This is a genomic window from Rosistilla carotiformis (assembly GCF_007753095.1).
GTDB lineage: Bacteria > Planctomycetota > Planctomycetia > Pirellulales > Pirellulaceae > Rosistilla > Rosistilla carotiformis.
The window spans coordinates 6,888,219-6,907,608 of record NZ_CP036348.1 but is presented as its reverse complement, the minus strand read 5'-3'; the positions used below and the strand labels follow the sequence as shown (position 1 = coordinate 6,907,608).

The 19,390-nt window shown below is 55.7% G+C and carries 12 protein-coding genes; 3 read left to right on the top strand and 9 right to left on the bottom strand.

The genetic code is table 11. The annotated features are described in order from the left end of the window. The first annotated feature begins 19 nt into the window (after window positions 1-19). From Poly24_RS24850 to Poly24_RS24840, 3 genes are all read left to right on the top strand, one after another. Window positions 20-1,906: a polyprenyl synthetase family protein gene (locus Poly24_RS24850; protein WP_145101959.1), complete on the top strand. Its 1,887-nt coding sequence runs from the start codon at window positions 20-22 to the stop codon at window positions 1,904-1,906. Window positions 1,907-1,989: 83 nt separating this feature from the next. Next, a complete protein-coding gene (locus tag Poly24_RS24845) occupies window positions 1,990-2,541 on the top strand; it encodes a hypothetical protein (protein ID WP_231753337.1) in 552 nt (183 codons plus the stop codon). Between the two features lie 832 nt (window positions 2,542-3,373). Continuing rightward, window positions 3,374-4,864, top strand: coding sequence for an SDR family oxidoreductase (locus Poly24_RS24840; protein WP_231753336.1), 1,491 nt, complete (start codon window positions 3,374-3,376; stop codon window positions 4,862-4,864). A gap of 522 nt (window positions 4,865-5,386) precedes the next feature. Here the strand turns inward: Poly24_RS24840 and Poly24_RS24835 are convergent. From Poly24_RS24835 to Poly24_RS24795, 9 genes are all read right to left on the bottom strand, one after another. Further along, window positions 5,387-7,366: a tetratricopeptide repeat protein gene (locus tag Poly24_RS24835; RefSeq protein WP_145101957.1), complete on the bottom strand. Its 1,980-nt coding sequence runs from the start codon at window positions 7,364-7,366 to the stop codon at window positions 5,387-5,389. After that, window positions 7,363-9,210, bottom strand: a complete 1,848-nt coding sequence (locus tag Poly24_RS24830) for a tetratricopeptide repeat protein (protein WP_197452156.1) — start codon at window positions 9,208-9,210, stop codon at window positions 7,363-7,365. The genes Poly24_RS24835 and Poly24_RS24830 overlap by 4 nt, the downstream gene beginning before the upstream one ends. A gap of 67 nt (window positions 9,211-9,277) precedes the next feature. Beyond that, the gene (locus tag Poly24_RS24825) at window positions 9,278-10,987 is read right to left on the bottom strand and encodes a hypothetical protein (RefSeq protein ID WP_145101953.1); all 1,710 of its coding nucleotides are present in this window, start codon (window positions 10,985-10,987) and stop codon (window positions 9,278-9,280) included. A gap of 159 nt (window positions 10,988-11,146) precedes the next feature. Beyond that, on the bottom strand, window positions 11,147-12,943 hold the full coding sequence (locus tag Poly24_RS24820; RefSeq protein WP_145101951.1) for a hypothetical protein: 1,797 nt from the start codon (window positions 12,941-12,943) through the stop codon (window positions 11,147-11,149). Then, entirely contained in the window at window positions 12,912-13,922 is a 1,011-nt protein-coding gene (locus Poly24_RS24815) for a class I SAM-dependent methyltransferase (RefSeq protein ID WP_145101949.1), read from the bottom strand. Before Poly24_RS24815 ends, Poly24_RS24820 begins: the two co-directional genes overlap by 32 nt. A 217-nt stretch (window positions 13,923-14,139) precedes the next feature. Beyond that, the gene (locus tag Poly24_RS27910; RefSeq protein WP_391556927.1) at window positions 14,140-14,829 is read right to left on the bottom strand and encodes a class I SAM-dependent methyltransferase; all 690 of its coding nucleotides are present in this window, start codon (window positions 14,827-14,829) and stop codon (window positions 14,140-14,142) included. Window positions 14,830-14,906: 77 nt separating this feature from the next. Beyond that, window positions 14,907-16,280: a lipopolysaccharide biosynthesis protein gene (locus tag Poly24_RS24805; protein WP_145101945.1), complete on the bottom strand. Its 1,374-nt coding sequence runs from the start codon at window positions 16,278-16,280 to the stop codon at window positions 14,907-14,909. Beyond that, a complete protein-coding gene (gene asnB, locus Poly24_RS24800) occupies window positions 16,277-18,070 on the bottom strand; it encodes an asparagine synthase (glutamine-hydrolyzing) (protein ID WP_145101943.1) in 1,794 nt (597 codons plus the stop codon). The genes Poly24_RS24805 and asnB overlap by 4 nt, the downstream gene beginning before the upstream one ends. Then, window positions 18,058-19,209 carry a glycosyltransferase family 4 protein gene (locus Poly24_RS24795; protein WP_145101941.1) on the bottom strand — a complete coding sequence of 384 codons (1,152 nt, stop codon included), beginning with the start codon at window positions 19,207-19,209 and terminating at the stop codon, window positions 18,058-18,060. The genes asnB and Poly24_RS24795 overlap by 13 nt, the downstream gene beginning before the upstream one ends. Window positions 19,210-19,390: the final 181 nt, after the last annotated feature.

Genomic DNA, 19,390 nt, shown 5'->3' with positions numbered 1-19,390 from the left:
GAACTGACGAGGAAAGCCTTTGTCCACTGTTACGCCCCCCGCCACGGTCGCTTCCGATGCTGAAAACCTCACGTCTAAAGAAGGTCGCCGAAAACGGCGCCGCAGCACCGGGCACTTAAAGATTGTTCCCGAGACGCCCGAACTGCGGCAACGGCTGCGCGATCGTTGTCGCGAGGTCGCGTCGAAGTTCGACAAGTCGACGCCGATGACCAAAGACGAGATGGAAACCGTCTCGCGTCGGTTGTTGGCCGACATGGATATGCCCGAGGGTTATCTGGGCTGGATCATGGTCGTGTTGAGCAGCGAGTACTGGCGCGATCAGGTCGCGGGGGTGCCGCACAGCCGCCGGTTGTTCCTGCTGCCCCACTGCCTCAAGCACGCCGAGGGCTGCCCCGCCGACTACGACGAATTTGGCATGAACTGCAAGACCTGCGGTGCCTGTTCGATCGCCGACTTCCGAACCCGCGCCGAAGAACTGGGGCATCGCGTGCTGGTCGCCGAGGGATCGCCGATCGTGATGAAGATCATCGTCAGCGGATATGTCGACGCGGTCGTTGGTGTCGCCTGTTTGAATGTGTTAGAGAAAGCGATCGACAAGATCTTGCTGGCGGGCATTCCCTGCATGGCAGTTCCTCTGTTGTCCAGCGATTGCCGCAACACAAGCGTCGACGAGGATTGGGTTCGCGAGATGGTGATGTTGGAACATCGCGAACCGCAGCAGAAGACGCGGTCTTACGTTCACCTGCTGCGTGGTGCGGCCGATATCTTTGAACCCGAACAGCTGCAGAATTTGGTCCCCAAGCTGCGCGGGGAACTCTCGCTGCGGGAGATCAAAGAAAAGCTGCACGACGGCAGCGACGCACTGGTCGGAATCGATCCGATCGCCGCGACCGAAGCCCTTGGGTTGGACTTCGTCTCGCGCGGTGGAAAGTACGCGCGGCCCTTCATCACGCTGGCCGCTTACGATGCGTTGACGGGCGACAAGGGAACCGAATCGGGTGGCGCTGATGTCGTCGCCAAGATCCCAGACGGCGTCAAACGAGCGGCTCTTTGTATCGAGACGTTCCACAAGGCGAGCTTGGTTCACGACGACATCGAAGACGACGATACGTTCCGTTACGGCGAGCAATCGGTTCACAAATCGCACGGCATCCCAACGGCGATCAACGTTGGCGATTACCTGATCGGACTCGGATACCGCTTGGTTGCCGGAGAAACCAAAACGCTGGGCCCCGCCGCGGTTGCCGACGTCCTACACTGTCTGTCGAACGCTCATACCCGATTGTCCGAAGGTCAGGGAGCGGAATTGGTGTGGCGCGATAATCGCGACAAACGACTGAAACCGATCGATGCTCTGAAGGTCTACGCACTCAAGACCGCGCCAGCTTTCGAAGCGGCGCTCTACAGCGGCGTGCGACTGGCGGGCGAAGCGGAAGCCTATGAAGAACCGATTCGTGGCTTCTCGCGAAACCTCGGCGTCGCCTTCCAGATCCTCAACGACCTGAAGGATTGGCAAGGGGATGCGGACAACAAACTGGAAGCCGGCGGCGACGTTTTGGGCGGACGCCCGACGCTGTTGTGGGCTCTGGCATTGGCTTCGTTAGATGCCGACGACCAAGCGAAACTGCTCTCGATGGCTTCGGCCGATTGTGGGCTGTCCGATACGCAGCGAATCGCCACGGTCCGGACGCTGTACAACAAAGCGAAGGTTTTTGATCAGGCGAGTCGCTTGGTCGACAAGCATCAGCAGCGGGCCGAAGAGATCGCCGACGCGATCCAGCCCGAACCGCTGCGTCGGTTGTTGTATCATTTGGTCGATACCGTTTTGGAACGCCCCAGCGAATCGGCGGTGCCGCTGGTTTCGATCAGCAGCTCGCTGCCGATCACTGCTCCAACAAAAGCGTAAGCGATCGATGCGGAGGGTCGCCGTGGAGGGCGGCTCTCGATTCGACCGATGGCCCCATTCCTGCTTCACTCACTGGAAAACCTGTGACATCAGAAATTGCCAACCTGCCGCCGTCGGTCGACTTACACGCTCTGATCGCCCTCTTTTATGACCGCAGCGAAGAACTCGGCGAGTTCACTCAGCAGCCCGCCGAAGCGTTGCCGCCGGCCTATCAGCAATTGTTGGCGCATCATGCCCACATGACGGTGACGGTCGAACGGTTTCACAACTCGTTGGTCGATGTCCACGTCCATCGGACCGACACCGACGAAAACCGTTACGCCCGCGAGATCACGTTGGTGCGGCAGAGCGATGGGCAAGTCGTCCAGTACGGAATCGTGCGATTGAACCACGAATATCTGGAGCCACAGGTTTGGAAGGAAATCGCCAGCGAAGAGATCCCGCTGGGCCGCGTCTTGATCCAACACAACGTGTTGCGCGAAGTGGTGCTCGAAAAATTGTGGCGAGTAAAGTGTGCTCCGCCGCTGGCTCGGTTCTTAAACGTCTCGCCCGGTGACATCGTCTACGGTCGCACTGCGATGATCTTCTGCAACAAAGAACCCGCAATTGAGCTTCTGGAAATCGTCGTTGCGTAAGTGGCGTCGTGGCCCACTCTCAAGCTGCTTCCCAACAAGAAGTCCAGCCGCGTCTGGGCATCGTTTAGGTTGCCTTATCGTTTCGAGAAACGAATCGTGTGCCACGGGCTTTGCCCGTGCTCCCCAAGTAACACTGGCAGAGCCAGTGGCACTCCGAACCATCCCAGCCACAAAGCCGATCGAGCTAGCAAGCTCGGACTCGGCAGGCATCGTTTCACGTTCTCTTATCGTTTCCAGAAACGAGTCGTGTGCCACGGGCTTTGCCCGTGCTCTCCGGCAGCACTGGCAGAGCCAGTGGCACTCCCAATCATCTCAGCAACAATGCCGATAGAGCCGGAAGCTCGGACGGGCTGGGCATCGTTTGATGTTGCCTTATCGTTTCGAGAAACGAATCGTGTGCCACTGGCTTTGCCCGTGCTTCCGGAGAGCACGGGCAGAGCCAGTGGCACCCTCAGCCATCTCAGCAACAGAGAGCCGATCGGGCCGGCAAGCTCGGACGGGACGGGGCATCGTTTCATGATGTCTTATCGTTTTGGGAAACGAATCGTGTGCCAAAGTTCCCATTTGCCAAGACTCCCGTGTGCCACGGGCTTTGCCCGTGCTCTCCGGCAGCACTGGCAGAGCCAGTGGCACGCCCAACCATCCCAGCAACCATGCTGATAGTGCTCGAAAGCCCCGTCGGGCGAACAGTCCACTCGATTCGGTTTCGTGCTAACATGGAAAAGGTGAGGTCGGCATGATGAAATCGAGGATAAAAACAGTTCTCGGTTGGGTCCATGAACAGCAACGCCTCTCAAATCACCGCGAATAACCGCCACTCTAGAGAAGACGATTGCCAACCGAAAAACACCATCGTGTTCTGATCTGCGGAGCGACCGGATATGTCGGCGGACGCTTGGTGCCCGAACTGTTGAACGCGGGCTACTCGGTTCGATGCCTGGTCCGCAGCCCCGAGAAACTGCGGAGATTTCCGTGGTCCCAGCACGAGCGGTTGGAGGTGATCCAGGGCGATCTGGAGGAGACGGGGACGGTGCGTCGCGCGGCGGATCAAACCGATGCGGCGTATTATCTTGTCCATTCGATGATCAGCGCCGGGAATGAATATGCCGAGCGTGATCGCGAACTCGCCACCCAGTTCACTCAAGGAATCCAAGGCTCGGGCTGCCAGCGGATTATCTATCTGGGCGGGCTTGGGGAGATGGGAGCGGACCTCAGCAAACACCTGCACAGTCGCCGCGAGGTGGCGGAGATCTTGCAGAAATGTGAGGTCCCGGCCACAGTCTTTCGGGCGGCGATGATCATCGGTTCGGGCTCGGCATCGTTCGAGATCTTGCGGTATCTCGTCGAACGGCTGCCGATCATGATCACGCCCAAGTGGGTCAAGATGGAGACGCAGCCGATTGCGATCCGCGATGTCCTCCGCTACTTGGTGCAGTGCTTGGAGGTTCCCGAAACCGCCGGACGCGTGATCGATATCGGCGGGCAGGATGTCTATTCGTATCAGCGGTTGATGCAGATCATGGCCGCGTCGTTGGAGTTGCCGCGGCGGGTGATCCTGCCGGTTCCCGTCCTGACGCCACGGCTCAGTTCCGCTTGGATCTCGTTGGTCACCCCCGTCAACGCTCGGATCGCGAGACCGTTGGCCGAAGGGTTGCGGAATCGAACCGTATGCCGCGACGACGATGCGCAATCGTTGATGCCGGGGCCGCTGTTTAGTGTTCGCGAAGCAATCGATGCCGCTGTTGGCAAGCTGCGGTCGGGCGAGATCGAGACCTGGTGGTCGGCGGCGGGCGAGATGCCAGGCGATCCCGAGTGGTCGGGAGGAACTGTATTTGAGGACCAGCGAACCGCAACCGTCGCCGCTTCAGCCGACGCAACCTTCGCAGCGCTCAGCCGAATCGGTGGACAGACCGGGTATTGGGGTGCCGATTGGTTGTGGTGGCTGCGTGGCTTGATGGACAAAGCGATCGGCGGCCCAGGACTGCGCCGCGGTCGGCGCCATCCGGATCAGCTGAACTATGGCGAAGCTGTCGATTTCTGGCGCGTCGATGGCTATGAGCTGCCGACCTGGTTGCGGCTGCGGGCGGAGATGAAGTTGCCGGGGGAAGCGGAGTTGGAGTTCCGCGTCGAGCCGATCGACGACAACGCGTGCAAATTGATTCAGACCGCTCGCTTTCGACCACGCGGCCTGCTCGGACTGGCCTACTGGTACGCAGTCCTGCCGCTGCATGCGTTTGTCTTTCCTCGCATGCTCCGTGGCATTCGTCACGATGCCGAAGCCAGGCCGCCAACCGTCGACAATTCGGCGAAGGTTAGACCTTAAAGCTCGCGTTTCTTAAGAGCCTCGTTTTCGCAGCCTAAGCGGCTTGGCGTGACGGAGAGGTGTTGGCCGGGCGGGGGGATTCTCGCAGTGGTGTCCAGGTGGGAACGGCAAACGCTTTCATGCAGTGATGGCAACGAGCGAACTTGCATAACAACAGGCGTGAAGTCCAAGAGTCACGACTTCGGCTCCGGTAGATGCTTGAGGTAGAACCGCAGTGTTTACATGAGGTGGGATATTTTGGCATGGTTGTGAGGGCTCCAACCTGCTTTGAGGGATCGAGCGAGCTATTCCGATTCAGCCCTGCCCCCTTCATCGTCCTCATTGTGTCGCGGGGGCAATCGAAGTCAAAGATTTTTTGCGTCACTCACGCGGACGTCGACATGTCTTCCCGGTCGGCAAAGTTATGCATGCAGACCGTGTTTGCCTTGGTGTTTGTGCCGGTGCATCGTGCTGTTGTACCGTGCGGGCGTTGTCCGAATGAACAAGTTTGCCCGTCTCGAAGGAAGTGTTTGTCTAGCAAATCTAGCCTTTCTGCTTGCGGTCGCCCACGGCAGCTGGGGCGGCCAATTGTTGGACGCGTTGTAGGTTGAGAGCCGCCTCGCGACTGTCGGGTTGCAGTCGCACTGCCTCGCGGAAATGGAACTCCGCTTCCCGCGGCGAGCCCCCTTGGCTCATGATCATGCTTCCCAGATTCGTATGCGCCTCGCCATGTTCGGGGTTCAGCAGAAGCGCCTGCCGCAGATAGCCTTCCGCATCGGCGAACAGGCCACGCGAACCCAACGCGACGGCGACATCGTTATGAATCGTGGCGTTCCCTGGATCCTGGGCGATCGCCTTTTCAAAGTGCTCCACCGCCGCGGGCCAATCGTCCAATTGCTCCAACGCGACGGCGTAGTGGTGGTTGGCCTGGGAATAATCGGGGTTCAATTCGACAGCTCGCTTCAGCATCGCCGCCGCTTGGTCGAGCTTGCCCAATTCCTTCAACGCGCAACCGACGCAGGTCCAGGTTCGCGCATCTTCAGGCTTGATCTTGGTCGTCACTTGGAACAGGGGCAATGCACTCGCCGGGTCGTCGACTTCCAGGTAATAGTCGCCCAGATTCATGTAGGCGAAGATGTTTTCAGGCGCCTTGGCGACGTTGTCTTGAAACATTGCCAAGCGACTGTAGTAGACAGTGTTTCGGAGATGCGTTGTGACGATCAGCGAGAGTAGGACAATCGTCGAGAGTCCGATCGCCACACGTCGCTGCTGCGTGGGATCGTCGATAGAGCGGCGAATCGCCCACCCAGCGGCTAGCACTGTCAACAGCGACACGCCCGCCAACGAAAGATACATCCGGTGCTCAAAGGCCAGTCGCAGCGGGATGATTGTCGACGTGGGTGCCAAGACGAGGAACGAGGCCAAGCCGACGAAGCCCAACCGTGGCCAGCGCCACAGCGCGACAAACGATGCGGTTAATAGGACGATGATCACCAGTCCGGGCAGCACGATTTCGGGCCAACTATCGGCGACCGGCCACATGTAATCGAGGCACTGGCCGCGCGGCCAGAAGGTCAACTGCAGGTAATGCAGCAGCACACCCGGCTGCGACAGCAGGTAATTCCACGGATCGGTATAGTCGCTGAAAGGACTGGGGATCGAAGGCCGCGACGCGGGGCGTGGCAACAGCGGCAACCGCCGGGCGGCCCAGACGAGATAGATCGACGACGGCAGCGTCATCGCGTGAACCCAGCCGCGTCGCCGCAATACGGTAAGCCACGATCGGCTTAAGAAAATCCGGTCGTATAACAATGCGACCACCGGCGCGGTAACCATCACCTCTTTGGTAAAAGCACCGAGCCAGCAACTGGCCACTGCTGCAGCATACCACCACCAGTGTCGGCGAGATCGAGCGCCTCGCAACAGGCAATAGATCGTCGCTAGATAAAACATGCCCATCAACGATTCGAGTCGCTGGACGATATAGGTGACGCTTTCGGTCTGCAGCGGATGGACGGCCCAGACAAGCGTCACGACCAGCGCGATCGGATTGGCATGCTCGCGGATCCAAAGGGGCGTGCCACGCAGATGCATCGTCCGTCGCAGCAGATCCAACAGGATCAGCGAGGCGACCAGATGGATCGCAAGATTGACAGCATGGTAGCTCCACGGCTCCAGTCCGCTGATCCAATAATTGACCGCCAGCGACCATCGCCCGACGGGACGATTCCAAAGCCCGGATGGGACGTCGGTTCCGCTGGCCTCCCACGTCGCCTGCAGCGATCGCAGCGACATGTTCTCGTGGATGTTCGGTTGATCGTCAAAAAGGAAGACGCCATAAAAACTGTTGGCAAACGCAAGCACCACCGCCGCGGCGGTCAGGGCGATACATGTTCTCATCGAAAACGAAACACCGCGGGGTGGATCGCTTTTCGAGGCGCGGACCTTCCTCGTTTCCGAGGCTGGCTGCTTGCCAGAACTTGCGGTCAACGCGCTGCGGCGATGTGATGTGGTTCGTTTCATGAGGAGGGCTCGAGTGATTGCAGTTGCTGCAAGATTTGGCGTGCCTGTTGAAGATTCGGATCCAAGCTGAGGGCCCAGCGCAGGTGAGCCCGCGCATCGTCGTTTGCCCCTTGTCGGCGGAGGATCAGCATCGCCAGATTGAAATGGGATTTTGGACGATTCGGGTCGTAATCGATGCAGCGGCGCAACATCGCTTCACCCGCCACCGGATCACCGTTGGCGGCCAATCCGATGGCGTAGTCGTTTAAGGTTTGCGGATCGGACGCGTTGATTTCCAGTGCCCGTTCAAAATGTTCGCGGGCGGCTGGCCATTGCTGTTTGCGTTGCAATAGGACGGCAAGCTCTCGATGCGGTCGAAGGTAGCCGGGTTTGATCTGGATCGCGCGGCGCAAGGCCTCGATCGCGCGATCGGGCTCTCCTTCGGTCTGCAATGAATACCCCAGGTTTGCCCAGGGGCGAGCGTCTTCCGGTTCCAGTTCCGTGGCGCGTTGGAACATTTGCAGTGCCGCTTGGTGTTCGCCTTGCTCAAAATAAGCGGTGCCAAGATTCAGGTAGGCCAAGTGGTTCCAGGGTGCCTTGGCCACATTGTCGGTGTAGATGGCGATCATGCTGTGGTAGACGCGATTGCGATTGATTGTTGTGATCAACAGGCTTAGACAGACGACCGCGCACAAGATACCGCCCCCGCGACGCATGGCGGAATCGGAAAGCTTCAGCCGCAACATCAGCCAGTAACAGGCCAGGACGCTCAAAAACGCAACCCCGGCTAGAGGCAAATACATCCGGTGTTCAAAGGCCAATCGCAGCGGGATGATTGTCGATGTGGGGGCGAGGACCAAAAAAGAGGCCAAACCGACGAAGCCTATTCGCGGCCGATACCACAGTGCCACGAAGGTTGCCGCCAGTAGCCCCACGATCACTAGGCCTGGCAGGACGATTTTCGAACAACTGTCGGCAACCGGCCACATGTAATCGAGGCATTGCCCGGCGGGCCAATAGCAAAGCTTCAGGTAATGCACCAGCACGCCGGGCTGGGACAGCAGGTAGTTCCAGCGATCGGGACGGTCTTCGCGAAACGGGTCGGGGAGCGACGGTAAAGCGGGTGGCTGCGGGGCGATCGGCAGGTAGCCCGACCGCCAGACGAGAAAGATCGCCGCCGCAATCAGTATCGCATGCAGCGCACCCCGTTGTCGAAGCGTTTGTTTCCACGAGCCGGTGAGAAAGATCCGGTCGTAGAGCAACGCGACCACGGGGGCCGTGACCATGACTTCTTTCGTGGCGACGCCCAGCCAACATGCGATCGCCGCGACGCTATACCAGCCCAAAGGGTGCCGCGATTGGCAACCCCGCAACAGGCAATAGATCGTCGCCAGGTAAAACATCCCAACAATCGATTCAAGACGTTGGATGATGTAGGTAACGCTTTCGGTCTGCAGCGGATGAACCGTCCAGATCAGGGCTGTTGCCAAGGCCAACATCGATGCAGCTTGTTGCAGTTGCGGCGGTATCTGGGGTAGCAGCAACGTCCGGCGAATCAAGTCGAATAGCAGCAGCGCGGCGATCAGATGGACGGCCAGGTTCAGCGCGTGGTAGCCCCATGGATTCAGACCGCCGGCGGCATAGTTCAGTGCGACCGTCCAGCGGCCAACCGGTCGTCGCCACAACCCCATCGGAATATCTTGCGGTTGAGCGCTCCAGGTTGTGTCCAGTGAACGAATCGCTCTGTTTTCAACAATCGTTGGCAGATCGTCGTAGACGAAGACGCCCGCAAAGCTATTGGCGTACGCCAAGCAGCCTGCTGCGACGATCAACCAGCAGGCAAGCAGAGGTCTCCGCGTTGACACAGCACCATCGAATGGTTGCTGCAAGTCTGTCGTTTGCGATGGTTTCACGGATCGATTCGATGGTGCTCTACGACGTGCTGGTGGCATTCCCATCGACCTTGGATCGCGTGGTTGTTTTGTTTGGTATCCGCTGGCAGTACCAATACCCTCCGGCGACTAACAGTACGGCAAAGGCAATGCTCACATGCCACAGCATCACATCGCCGATCAGCGGATTGTTGAACAATGAACCGGCGATCGCGATGATCGCTGCCGGGTAGGCGAATAAGCTGATTCGCCAGCCGGCCAGAAAGGAGCTGCCCAGCAAGATGAGCCCGCCGGGCAGCAACGCCATCGCCAGGGCTACAGGTGGCAGCCACGTCGGTTCCGATTTTGCAAACGTTTCGCCCACGGAGTGGATTGAATTACCAAAATCGCTGGCACCCGAACGCAGCTGGGCAACAAGTTCCGATAGTTGACCAAAGCTCTCTTGATGATGTGCCAGATAGATGCCGACCCAACCTGCCGCCAACAGCAGCAGCGCGCCTGCGGTCAGCAAACGCGAACACGATCCAAGCCAGATCGACTTGCGATCCGCGAGGCGACCATCGTCTGTCGACGCGTCCCCAAGGAAGCGTCGCACTTGTTCTTCTCCGCCACCGTTGCGAGCTTCGGCCAGCATCGATTTGATCTTCGTACGTTTCTCTTGCCGTTTGGCTTTGTCAGCTCTCTCGACCAGATCGGGCAACGCATCCATCAGCTCGCGAGAATCCAGTTGCAACATCACTTGGCTCGCGTTCAACGATCCGATCGACAGCTTGTCCGATTGGATCGTGACATTCATTTTGATGTCCTTTCCCTCGGCACTCGCCTCGCACAACGCCGCAGTCTGGTCGCGTGTAGCCAACTCATGCGAGCTCCCCTTCGCTCGGCTGGACGCCACCGCAATCTCGCCCGATCGTTTTCCACCAGAATGCAAGTGTGAAGCCGCAGCAGTTTGCTGTGCGTCCGGCGCGGAGCCTGAAGTTTGGGTGGTCGCCGCTTTCCGGAGAGAGCGCAGCCAAGTGATGGGCCCCTGTCGCTGAAGCGTTTGGGCCAGCAGTAATTCCAACGCATGATCGCGTGGCGACCAAGTCGTTCGAGGTGGCAAGCCGTTATCCGCATTGGTCTGCATGCGAGCATTGGACAATTCGTCGTATCCAAACAACGCTTCGTACAACGGCATCCAGTGGTCGCCCATCAGTCGCGGCAACCCGGCGCGGATCGCCCAGGGATCGATTCCCGCCCGCGCGATCCCATCGACAACCTGTTGGGCGCGACGTTCGATCCGCTGCAGCTCTTGGCGAGCTGGCAAGACGACGCCCAGGAAATAAATCGCGGCGGTCCCGCTACCGACGATCGTCCCCAATAAAACGCTCCAGAAAATCGGAGTCGCCACCACCAGTCCCAACAACAATAAGGCGATCAGAGCTCCCGCGGCCAACTCATACCACCGCCAGACATGCATCCACTTCCACAATTTGGCAACCAACACGCGGCGGCGAGCGACACCGCCAAGCGCCGCGCCGGTAGCAAAAGTTGCAAAGACAATCGCTGGGCCAATTGCACCCCAAGACCAAACGCCCAAAGAAGCCAAGCCGAGCGACAAAAGAGCGCTGACGATCACCAAGGCATTCACACCGATGCGATAGCTGAACGGTCGCAACTGCCCCAAATACGCATCGCTCAACTCGCGCAACAACTTCTGCAACGCCGCCCCCGCAGCCTGCTGCGGATCGTCGTGCCAAGCCTTGCGCATCGGTGTTCGCTCAATGGACGTCGCCTGCTCCACAGAATTTCTTCGAGCCATATGTTGCGGCCGTTCGCCAGTACTCTAGCCACGGTTAGAGTGGCGATGTGAAAATTGGGGGACAAACAACAAAATCCGATCATCCGTGATTTTAATGATTCAAGCCCACTAATCTCCTGCAGGCTCCATGAAGAATTCACGAAGATTTGGTGAGCCCAAGCAGTACACGGTGTAGGTCGACGGTGTTGCTCCTGCAATCGTGCCGCCCTCGTTGCGATTTGTGACCAGATTGATCGTTGGGCAATTCAACGGTTGGCCACGAAACGGAAGCCTGGTTGACTGAGGGGGTGTCGCAACATCGATCGTATGAACGATTCGATCTTCGATCGTGGTCGTCTTGAAATCGCGATGGAAGGCTGTTGTTCTGAGTATCGTGATTTGCTTTGGCGCCTCCTGACAATTCCAGACCGCCTGGGAAAACCCAGATTGCGGGAATGTCGAGATATGCTGAGGAGGATCGGGGATCCAATCAAAAACATTCCTGGGCACGCCGTGATTCCAGTTGTTCACATAACGTCGAAGCAACTGCTCCACATTGGTTGCCTGCATTTTGTCAAACCGCTTAACACCAAATTTATCGCGTGCTTTTGCAAGCCGCACGGCGCTATCGATGTCTCGGCAAGCATAAAGCGTCGGTCTCGAGGTGCAAGACCCTAGGCAGTCCACAAGCAACGGTTGTTTCTCCAGAAACGCTAGGCGGCCTTGAGCAAACTGAAGATCGAAGGGAGCTAGTGACGACGGTGGAATTTGATACGTTTGCCCCGACGCACCTGTAACTTGCAAGTGATAATGGAAGGCTAGCGGCGCGTCATACCAAGCCAGCACCGGTGCCGAAACGTACAAAACGAATCCCACGCACAGCGATATCCCGAATCCGATAGCCGAGTTACGGTTGAATAGTCGATCTGCTGTGGTTTTCGATAATGTGCCAAAAGTAACAGCAATCGAAAAATCTAAGACGATCCATTTCCAAAATAGAATTCCACTGGATAGGTAGATGCCGAAATGCAGGCCAACAGCAAGAACAAGCCCAACAATCAATACCTTTCGATGTAGCAAAAACAGCAGCGGCAGCAGCTCGACCAAAAGCGTCATCGCTTTCAGCAGGTAATCTGCGGATGCAATCCGCTTAGCGAGCAAGCTAACTTCCGCAGTCCCGCATCCTGGCAACCACTCATTCTGATAGACCGCGTTCAGAAACAGGTTGGACAAATGCCCGTCCGAAAACCATCCAATTGCCAGCTTACCAACACCAGGTCGGAAGTAGTGAATGGCAACGATGTAGACCACAACAATTAGGAAGTGCTCAGACCGCCAAATTCTGAATCGCCATCCCAGCAAGAAGACGTTGGCAACGACAAGAATGTCGATCAGAGGAGATTTGTCAGTCCAGGAGAACGGTAGCGGATGCCCAAGGTGGGCAAGTATGGTTCCCAACTGAAACAAAAAAGCTCCAAGGAATGCTGGGCGCCAGATCGACGCCAGTCCCAGCAAGACCAAAGAACTTCGGTCAATGAGATGCTGCTGTTGCAAAAAGAAGTTGAAGTCGTACGTCGAGTAACACCATGTAAATATTGCTATCGTTGGGATGACAACCCAGCGAAGACTATGCCATTGCTCGACACTTGACCATCGTCGCGACAAGAGCATGCAAAGTGAGGCGACTGCAATCGTAAACATGCCCATCCCCCAGAACTGGCCAAGTGTCCCTGCCAGCATCCAGGGTTCTTCAAAGACGGAGGACTCGATCTTTCGAACTAGCCGAAATGCGTTGGTTGCGAACGTGCCAACGACAAGTAGCGCGACCAACCTTATCGCAAATTGAACCTCGGCGTTTCGCGAACCAAACTTCTCTGCAATGCCGTCAGTGTCATTATTCGGCTGCATTGACAAGCTGCCGGTCATCCGGTTTACTCCGCAACAGTGTGATGCCCTTGGAACGCTTCAATTCGAAGGAGGATGATAGTACTTCGTCTGCAATTCGTGACATCTCTCTGGCGCTCAGCGGACTGTCGAAGCGAGGACTTAATGCGTCAAATGTGTCATGCACGGCGTACTCAATTAGCGCCGCATCGTCCAGTGAAGAAAACTGCGGTATAAATCGATAGTTGCGAATTGGAACTGCATGATGTGCAAGGTAAAACAAGAGCTTGCCAACAATTTCTTGAGGCGGAGTTTTCCTGAGTGCACACGTGAAACGGAACAGGTGGGGTGTCCAGGCTTCAATGCGATTGTAAAGCACTTCCTGGTCCATCCGGCAGGTGAATGGACGGAGAGCGTATTTCCAACTTAACATTTGATAGAGAGTTCGCGCATAGGAATGTACGAACACAGCCCCATCGGGTTTAACGAACCGTAAAATATGCTCTAGTGTTCTTTTCGGCGTAGGAGTGTGTTGGAGCACGCGATGGCAGAATACAATATCAAAGTGCCGTCGCCGAAAAGGCAAATCATCAACGCTTGCCTGGACGAACACGGCATTTGCTGGGTCGTTTAAGTTTTCGCGTGCGATATCGACACCCGCGATATCGACGGCCACAACCTTTGCCCCCAGATCGAGCAACACTTCCGTATCTGGACCGGCACCACATCCGCACTCAAGCACTAGTTTGTTGCGGAAAAATTCTGGCTGCCACCCGGTACGCTCTAGGATTGTACGCCTCCGATCACTTGTCTTGTTGAAACTGTCCAGTTGTAGTTTGGGGTGGAGTTCGCGCAAGCGTAAGAAATTTCCTTTCGAATACGATTCTTCGTCCGTGAATCGCGGGATTCTATTTTGAATCGGAAGCTCGCGTTCTCTCCATAAAATTGAATCATCATTGATTGTAACGTCACTCGCCATGAGCGATTCAAGTTTAAGGCGAGGGTCATCAATCTTGTTCATACATGTGCCCAGTAAAAATCCTAAAGTAGATCGTCAGGAGTTTGATACATTCACAAAAAACTTGAAATTAAACGTCCGTCTGATTTGTCTTGCATTGCATCGACCATTTTGCTAGGGATTCGGTGTCAATCACACTGGTCGCAATTTGAAAGAGTGCATGAGTTCACGCTCGATACATAACGACTCGCGACTGCTCTTTTTTGTATTATGTGCCGCTTCATTGTTGCGTTCGTTCAATGTCGTGAGGGCTTGCCGATTGCGGTGCCAAGCACACAACGACTTGATTGGTTTGATGGGTCCGACCCCCAATCCACTGCCCGACGACCCATCGCCATGCGGAAAGGCTTGCCCCCGGTCGCAATTGTGGTTGGAGCCTATGCTCCACGACTTCTAGCCCACAACCACTCAAAAACTTCATGAATTCCGCACCATTCCACTCGCGAACGTGTTCTGGGTTGGTAGGCATCCGGTTGAGCGGACCTCGCAGTTTATCTCGCTCTGGAGTGCTGATGATTATCGTTCCGGATTCTCCGGCCAATGCAGCCAACGCGGTCACTAACTGGTCTGGGCGCTGTAAGTGCTCGATCACGTCGGCGCAAATGACGATGTCCGCTGGAGGGATGTCGAGAGTGTTTCGGCTGAAGACGTGTTCCAGGTCAGCCTCTAGGAACGTTCCTCTTCGATAGGTCTTTCGGCAGAAGGCGACGGCTTCGGGCCGGTCGAAACCGATTACGGTGTATTGGTCTCCGAAGAATCGCATCAACTTCGTCGCTGGACCACATCCAACGTCATAGATGACCCGCGCTGATTGACGGTCCGCCAATTCGCGAGCAAGTCGGTACACATCGAACTGGTAACGGCTTGAGAGGCGTATGCGCTTCGGCGTCCAGTAATTCTCAAGTCGCATTCCTTTCGCCTTCATCTGTGGGCATGGCCTGGTTTGATAATCTTTTGGAAGGCAGTAATCAGTCACGTCTCTTGCCGTCATTTGTTTAGCTCCCGAGCCATCGTAAGTGGCATTTCGCAATGCGACGAGGAATCGATTGGGCGTACATGGCCAAGGCCGCTAAGTACGAAATAGGCCATCATCATCCATGTCACCACTCTACCGGTCGTTGCAATCGCGGCTCCGAAACCTCCCAACACGGGTGTCAGGACGGCGAGCAAGAAAAAATAGATCATTGCGTCGCAGACCACCAATAGGGTTTGCGTGCGTGCCATTCCTAATGCAAGTAGGTAACCTGGAAACCAGACCATGCAGATTGCCAATAGCTGCCATACCATAATCTGAAGCAGCGGCGCGGCATTCCGAAATTCGCTACCGAAAACTGGAGGAATTATTATCGGCACGAGGATCGTCGCGAGAATGCAAAATGGAATTACCGACCCGATGACGAGCTTCGTGATTTCTCGCTGCAGCTTGCGAGTCTTTGAAAAACTCTCGGCTGCGACCTGTGCGGATATCTCGGGGAAAACGGACATGTAGAACGGGTTGGAAAGACTCAACAGCCCTTCCGTAACCTTCTTGGCCAAATCGTATACGGCAATCGCCGCAGGCGACGCGAACAGTCCCAACAGCAATATGTCCGCCTTTGTCGTGACCATCCGTGTGTTGCCTGCGACACTGCTGTAGAACATGAAGGAAGCAATCTCTCGGAGGTCGTCACGCAAACATTTCAGCCGCGAGAAACTCCAGCACGATAATTTTAACGCAGGAACCGCCGTGCTCCCCATCGTTAGCAGAATCAACGAGCCGATGAAATGGCTGACGATTTCCGCGATCAAGATGCTATCGATGCTCGGTGAAACAAAGCAGGCGATTGCAGTTGTCAGCATTCGCAGACATGCCAAAGAAGATCGATAATAGCCCTGCCAGTGAAAGCGATTCTCGATTCTGAGCAGCGCCGTGATCGGTTCATGCGGGAATTTCACAATAGCCAAGACCGCTAACAATCGAATTGAATCAGCAACTGTCTCGTCTTGCAACAGTATCGTACTAGAAAAATCAGCGAGCGCAACGATCGCAAACCATGCCACCGTACCGCTGACCAGTTCCACCATCAGACACAACTGTACCATCGCAATCGATTTATCGAGATTTCCGAGAGATCGGTAACGAGGCACATACGTGATTAGGGCTTCCCAAACCCGACAATCGCAGATTTGAATGACCGACATTACAAAGGTTGTTAGGAGTGCGAATGTTCCATAAGATACGACTCCCAAGCTATGCGTCATTACGACGATTTGTGTAAACATCATTACCCCAGCGACGACTTGTGCGGCCAGCAGCCAGCTGGAGTTGCGCAAGACGCGCCGAAGGGCGGAGTCCATCTTTAAACCGTTGCTGTCGATCATACAGCCGTTTTCCTCGCAGCCAGCTGTTTGACGATTGGACAATGCCGTGACGCGTCGACCGATAGGTCAGCAAACGCCGTGTGCAAGATGGACTCAGGAAGTGTCTCAACTTGGCTGGGGTGATAGCCCAGTGGGATGGAAAAGCCTCGCTTTTTACGGTCGAGAACCGCGTCGGGGAGGATGCCGCGGTAGGCGTTGCGAAGTAAGCCTTTTGGCCTTCCGTTGTGGAAGCGGACCAGCTCTGGTAGCGAAAAAGCGAATTCGATTAGCCTGCGACTGAGCAATGGCACACGCACTTCTAGCGAATTTGCCATGCTGACTCGATCGACTTTTGTCAAGATGTCGTCGGGAAGATAAGTGTGAAAATCGAGATACTGGAGGCGCGTTAGTATCGGCAGCTCGGGTCTCCAGTGTTGGCGGAAGTACCAGTAGTCGTCATAGTCGTCGGGGATCTCGAATCGCCGAGCATATGACCTCTTTTCTTCACGCGTCAGGCCTCCCATCAGCATTGTATAAAGAGCGACCGGGGAACTTGTTAAAACGTGACCTAAGGTCATCAGTTTTCGCGAGAAAGTTCGTCGCAGCAACAGCTGTTTTCGTCGGGCAAAAAAGGTAGCCCACGTTTCCGGTCCGCGTTTGCATAAACGTTGTAGTCGCTGAAACTGTCGATACCTGGTGTAGCCTCCGAACAGCTCATCGCCTCCATCTCCGGAGAGTGCAACAGTTACCGTCTCGCGGGCAACTTGACAAACAAGGAAAGTTGGGAACGCTGACGAGTCCGCAAACGGTTCGTCATACCAATCTCTCATCCGTTCAAGCGAACCGTCAACCGCAGTCCTAGCAAGCGTCCTCTCGTGATGATGTGTACTGAGTTTCCCTGCTAATTCTCTCGCGAATTGTGTTTCGCTGTGGTGGTCATCTTCGAATCCAATCGAAAAGGTCAAGACCCTCTCGCATTGCTTGGCAGCAGACGCGACTAGGATGCTAGAGTCGATTCCACCGCTGAGAAAACATCCAATCGGAACATCCGCAATCATTTGTTCCATCACGGATCGGTCAACCAGTTCGCGAATCGTTTGGGCCGCTTCTTCCGTAGAGATATTTCGTTGACGCTCCGGCGAGACAACGAGCCCCCAATAGGCGACAGGACCATGAAGTCGTGGCGTCGAAAGATCCAGCGTTAGCCAGCTCGCCGGAGGAAGCTTGTAAACGTTCCGGTATAAAGACTTGGGTGTCGGCACATAACCGTAGGTAAGAAAGTCGTAAGCGGCAGTCGAATCGATGTCCAAGGTTGAATTTCCCAAGACCTCCACCAGAGCCTTCAGTTCCGACGCAAACGCGAATTCGGCACCGTTCCAGAAGTAATAGAGCGGTTTGATGCCGGGCCGATCACGATACAGCTTGATTTTTCTTTCCGACTTGTCGTAGATAGCGATAGCAAACATGCCATCAATATGATCCACAAAAGAGTCTCCCCAATGTCGATAGGCTGCAAGGAGTACTTCGGTGTCGCTTTCAGTACGGAATTTGGCACCGTAAAATTCGAGTTTCTTGCGTAGCATTTGGTGACCATAAACTTCTCCATTGAAGACGATCCAGTGCTCTCCGCCCGGGCTGGCCATCGGCTGATTAGCAACGTCGCGCACGTCGATTACCGCGAGCCGCGCAAACCCCAACGTGACCGTATCGACAGTCTTGATCGCTTGCGAATCGGGGCCTCGATGTCCTATCGCCTGCACCGCGCGTGCGTAGTTCCAATGCGGATTGGTTCCACCGACTAAACCACACATTCTTGAGCCCCCTTAGCCTGCACAAGGGGCCGTAGAACCGTTTCCGCTCGTTTGTCCCAAGTATGCTCTCGTTCAAATTGCTTCTGAGCAGCCGCCCCCAGTCGCATGCGTAGTTCCGCATTCTTAAGTCTCTCGATAGCTGCACTCCAGGCTTCGATGTTATCGGGCTCAACCAGCAAGCAGTTGTGGTCGTGCTCAAGCACCTCCCGGAGAACAGGAAGATCCGAAGCAATGATCGCCTTACCAGCAGACATATACTCAAAAATCTTTAGCGGTGACATCCAACGGCTCGTTTCCGTTTTTCCACCACTGACAAATACATTTCTCTGGTAGGGAGCCAGGACTACATCAAAGCTCGTGAGGTATTTGTCGCACTGTGAGGGGGGGGCGAATCCATGGAAGTATATATTCTGTATCGAACCCGTGCTGGCGATCCATCGCAATATGTCTTTCCGGTCACCCCCTACAACATGAAAGTCGGAATCTGGAAACCGTTTGGCAAGCTGGATAATCACTTCGATGCCACGCCCTCGATACAGGTGCCCAACGTAGCCGACTTGGATACAGCCATCACGCTGTCCCGAAATCACTGGTGTATCGTTGGAACCGGCACGACGATAAGGCTGCGCGGCATCGTGAGCGACGGTGATCGCCTTCGCAGGAAGCCACGGGTACAATCGTACGTACTCGCGACGAAGCGATTCCGATATTACGATCAGTCGGCGAAAACAGTGGCTACGAAAAATTCGATTCTCTATCCACTTCCTCGGACCAACGGGGGGGGAGTGCGCTTCGTAAAGAAATGGGATTCCCAGGTGACACAACCCGGCGAGCGCATAGGGTTCGCGTGCGTAAAAGAGATCTGGGTATCGGCTAGACGACACGGCACGCCACACATCCACTGCATAAATCAAGCTTTTTGCAATAGGAATCCCCGGTCGCAACCGCTTAATAATCGTAAAATTTGACTCTACGCCATAGCCTGCAAAATCAGTTTCACCATCTGTCGCGTTTCCGCTTCCTGAAAACAGGGTGACGTCATGTCCAATTTGCGAGAATGCCTCACACATTCGCATTACTTGGATACTGTTAGCCTTCCGACTGGGGATTACAGCCCCTGATATATAGAAAATTTTCATATTCAATTTTAAATAGAAAGGCTGGTTCTGACGGTTTCTAAATGAACAAACATTGGCTACACGGGTCGCGTCGTGTACTCATGGAGTTTCAGGTTGGACTGTACGTGTTTATCCGCCGCACGCTTCGATGCGACCGCCGCAACTATTGGGCGTCTGTTGGTCCTTGTAACTTGCGTTTTCC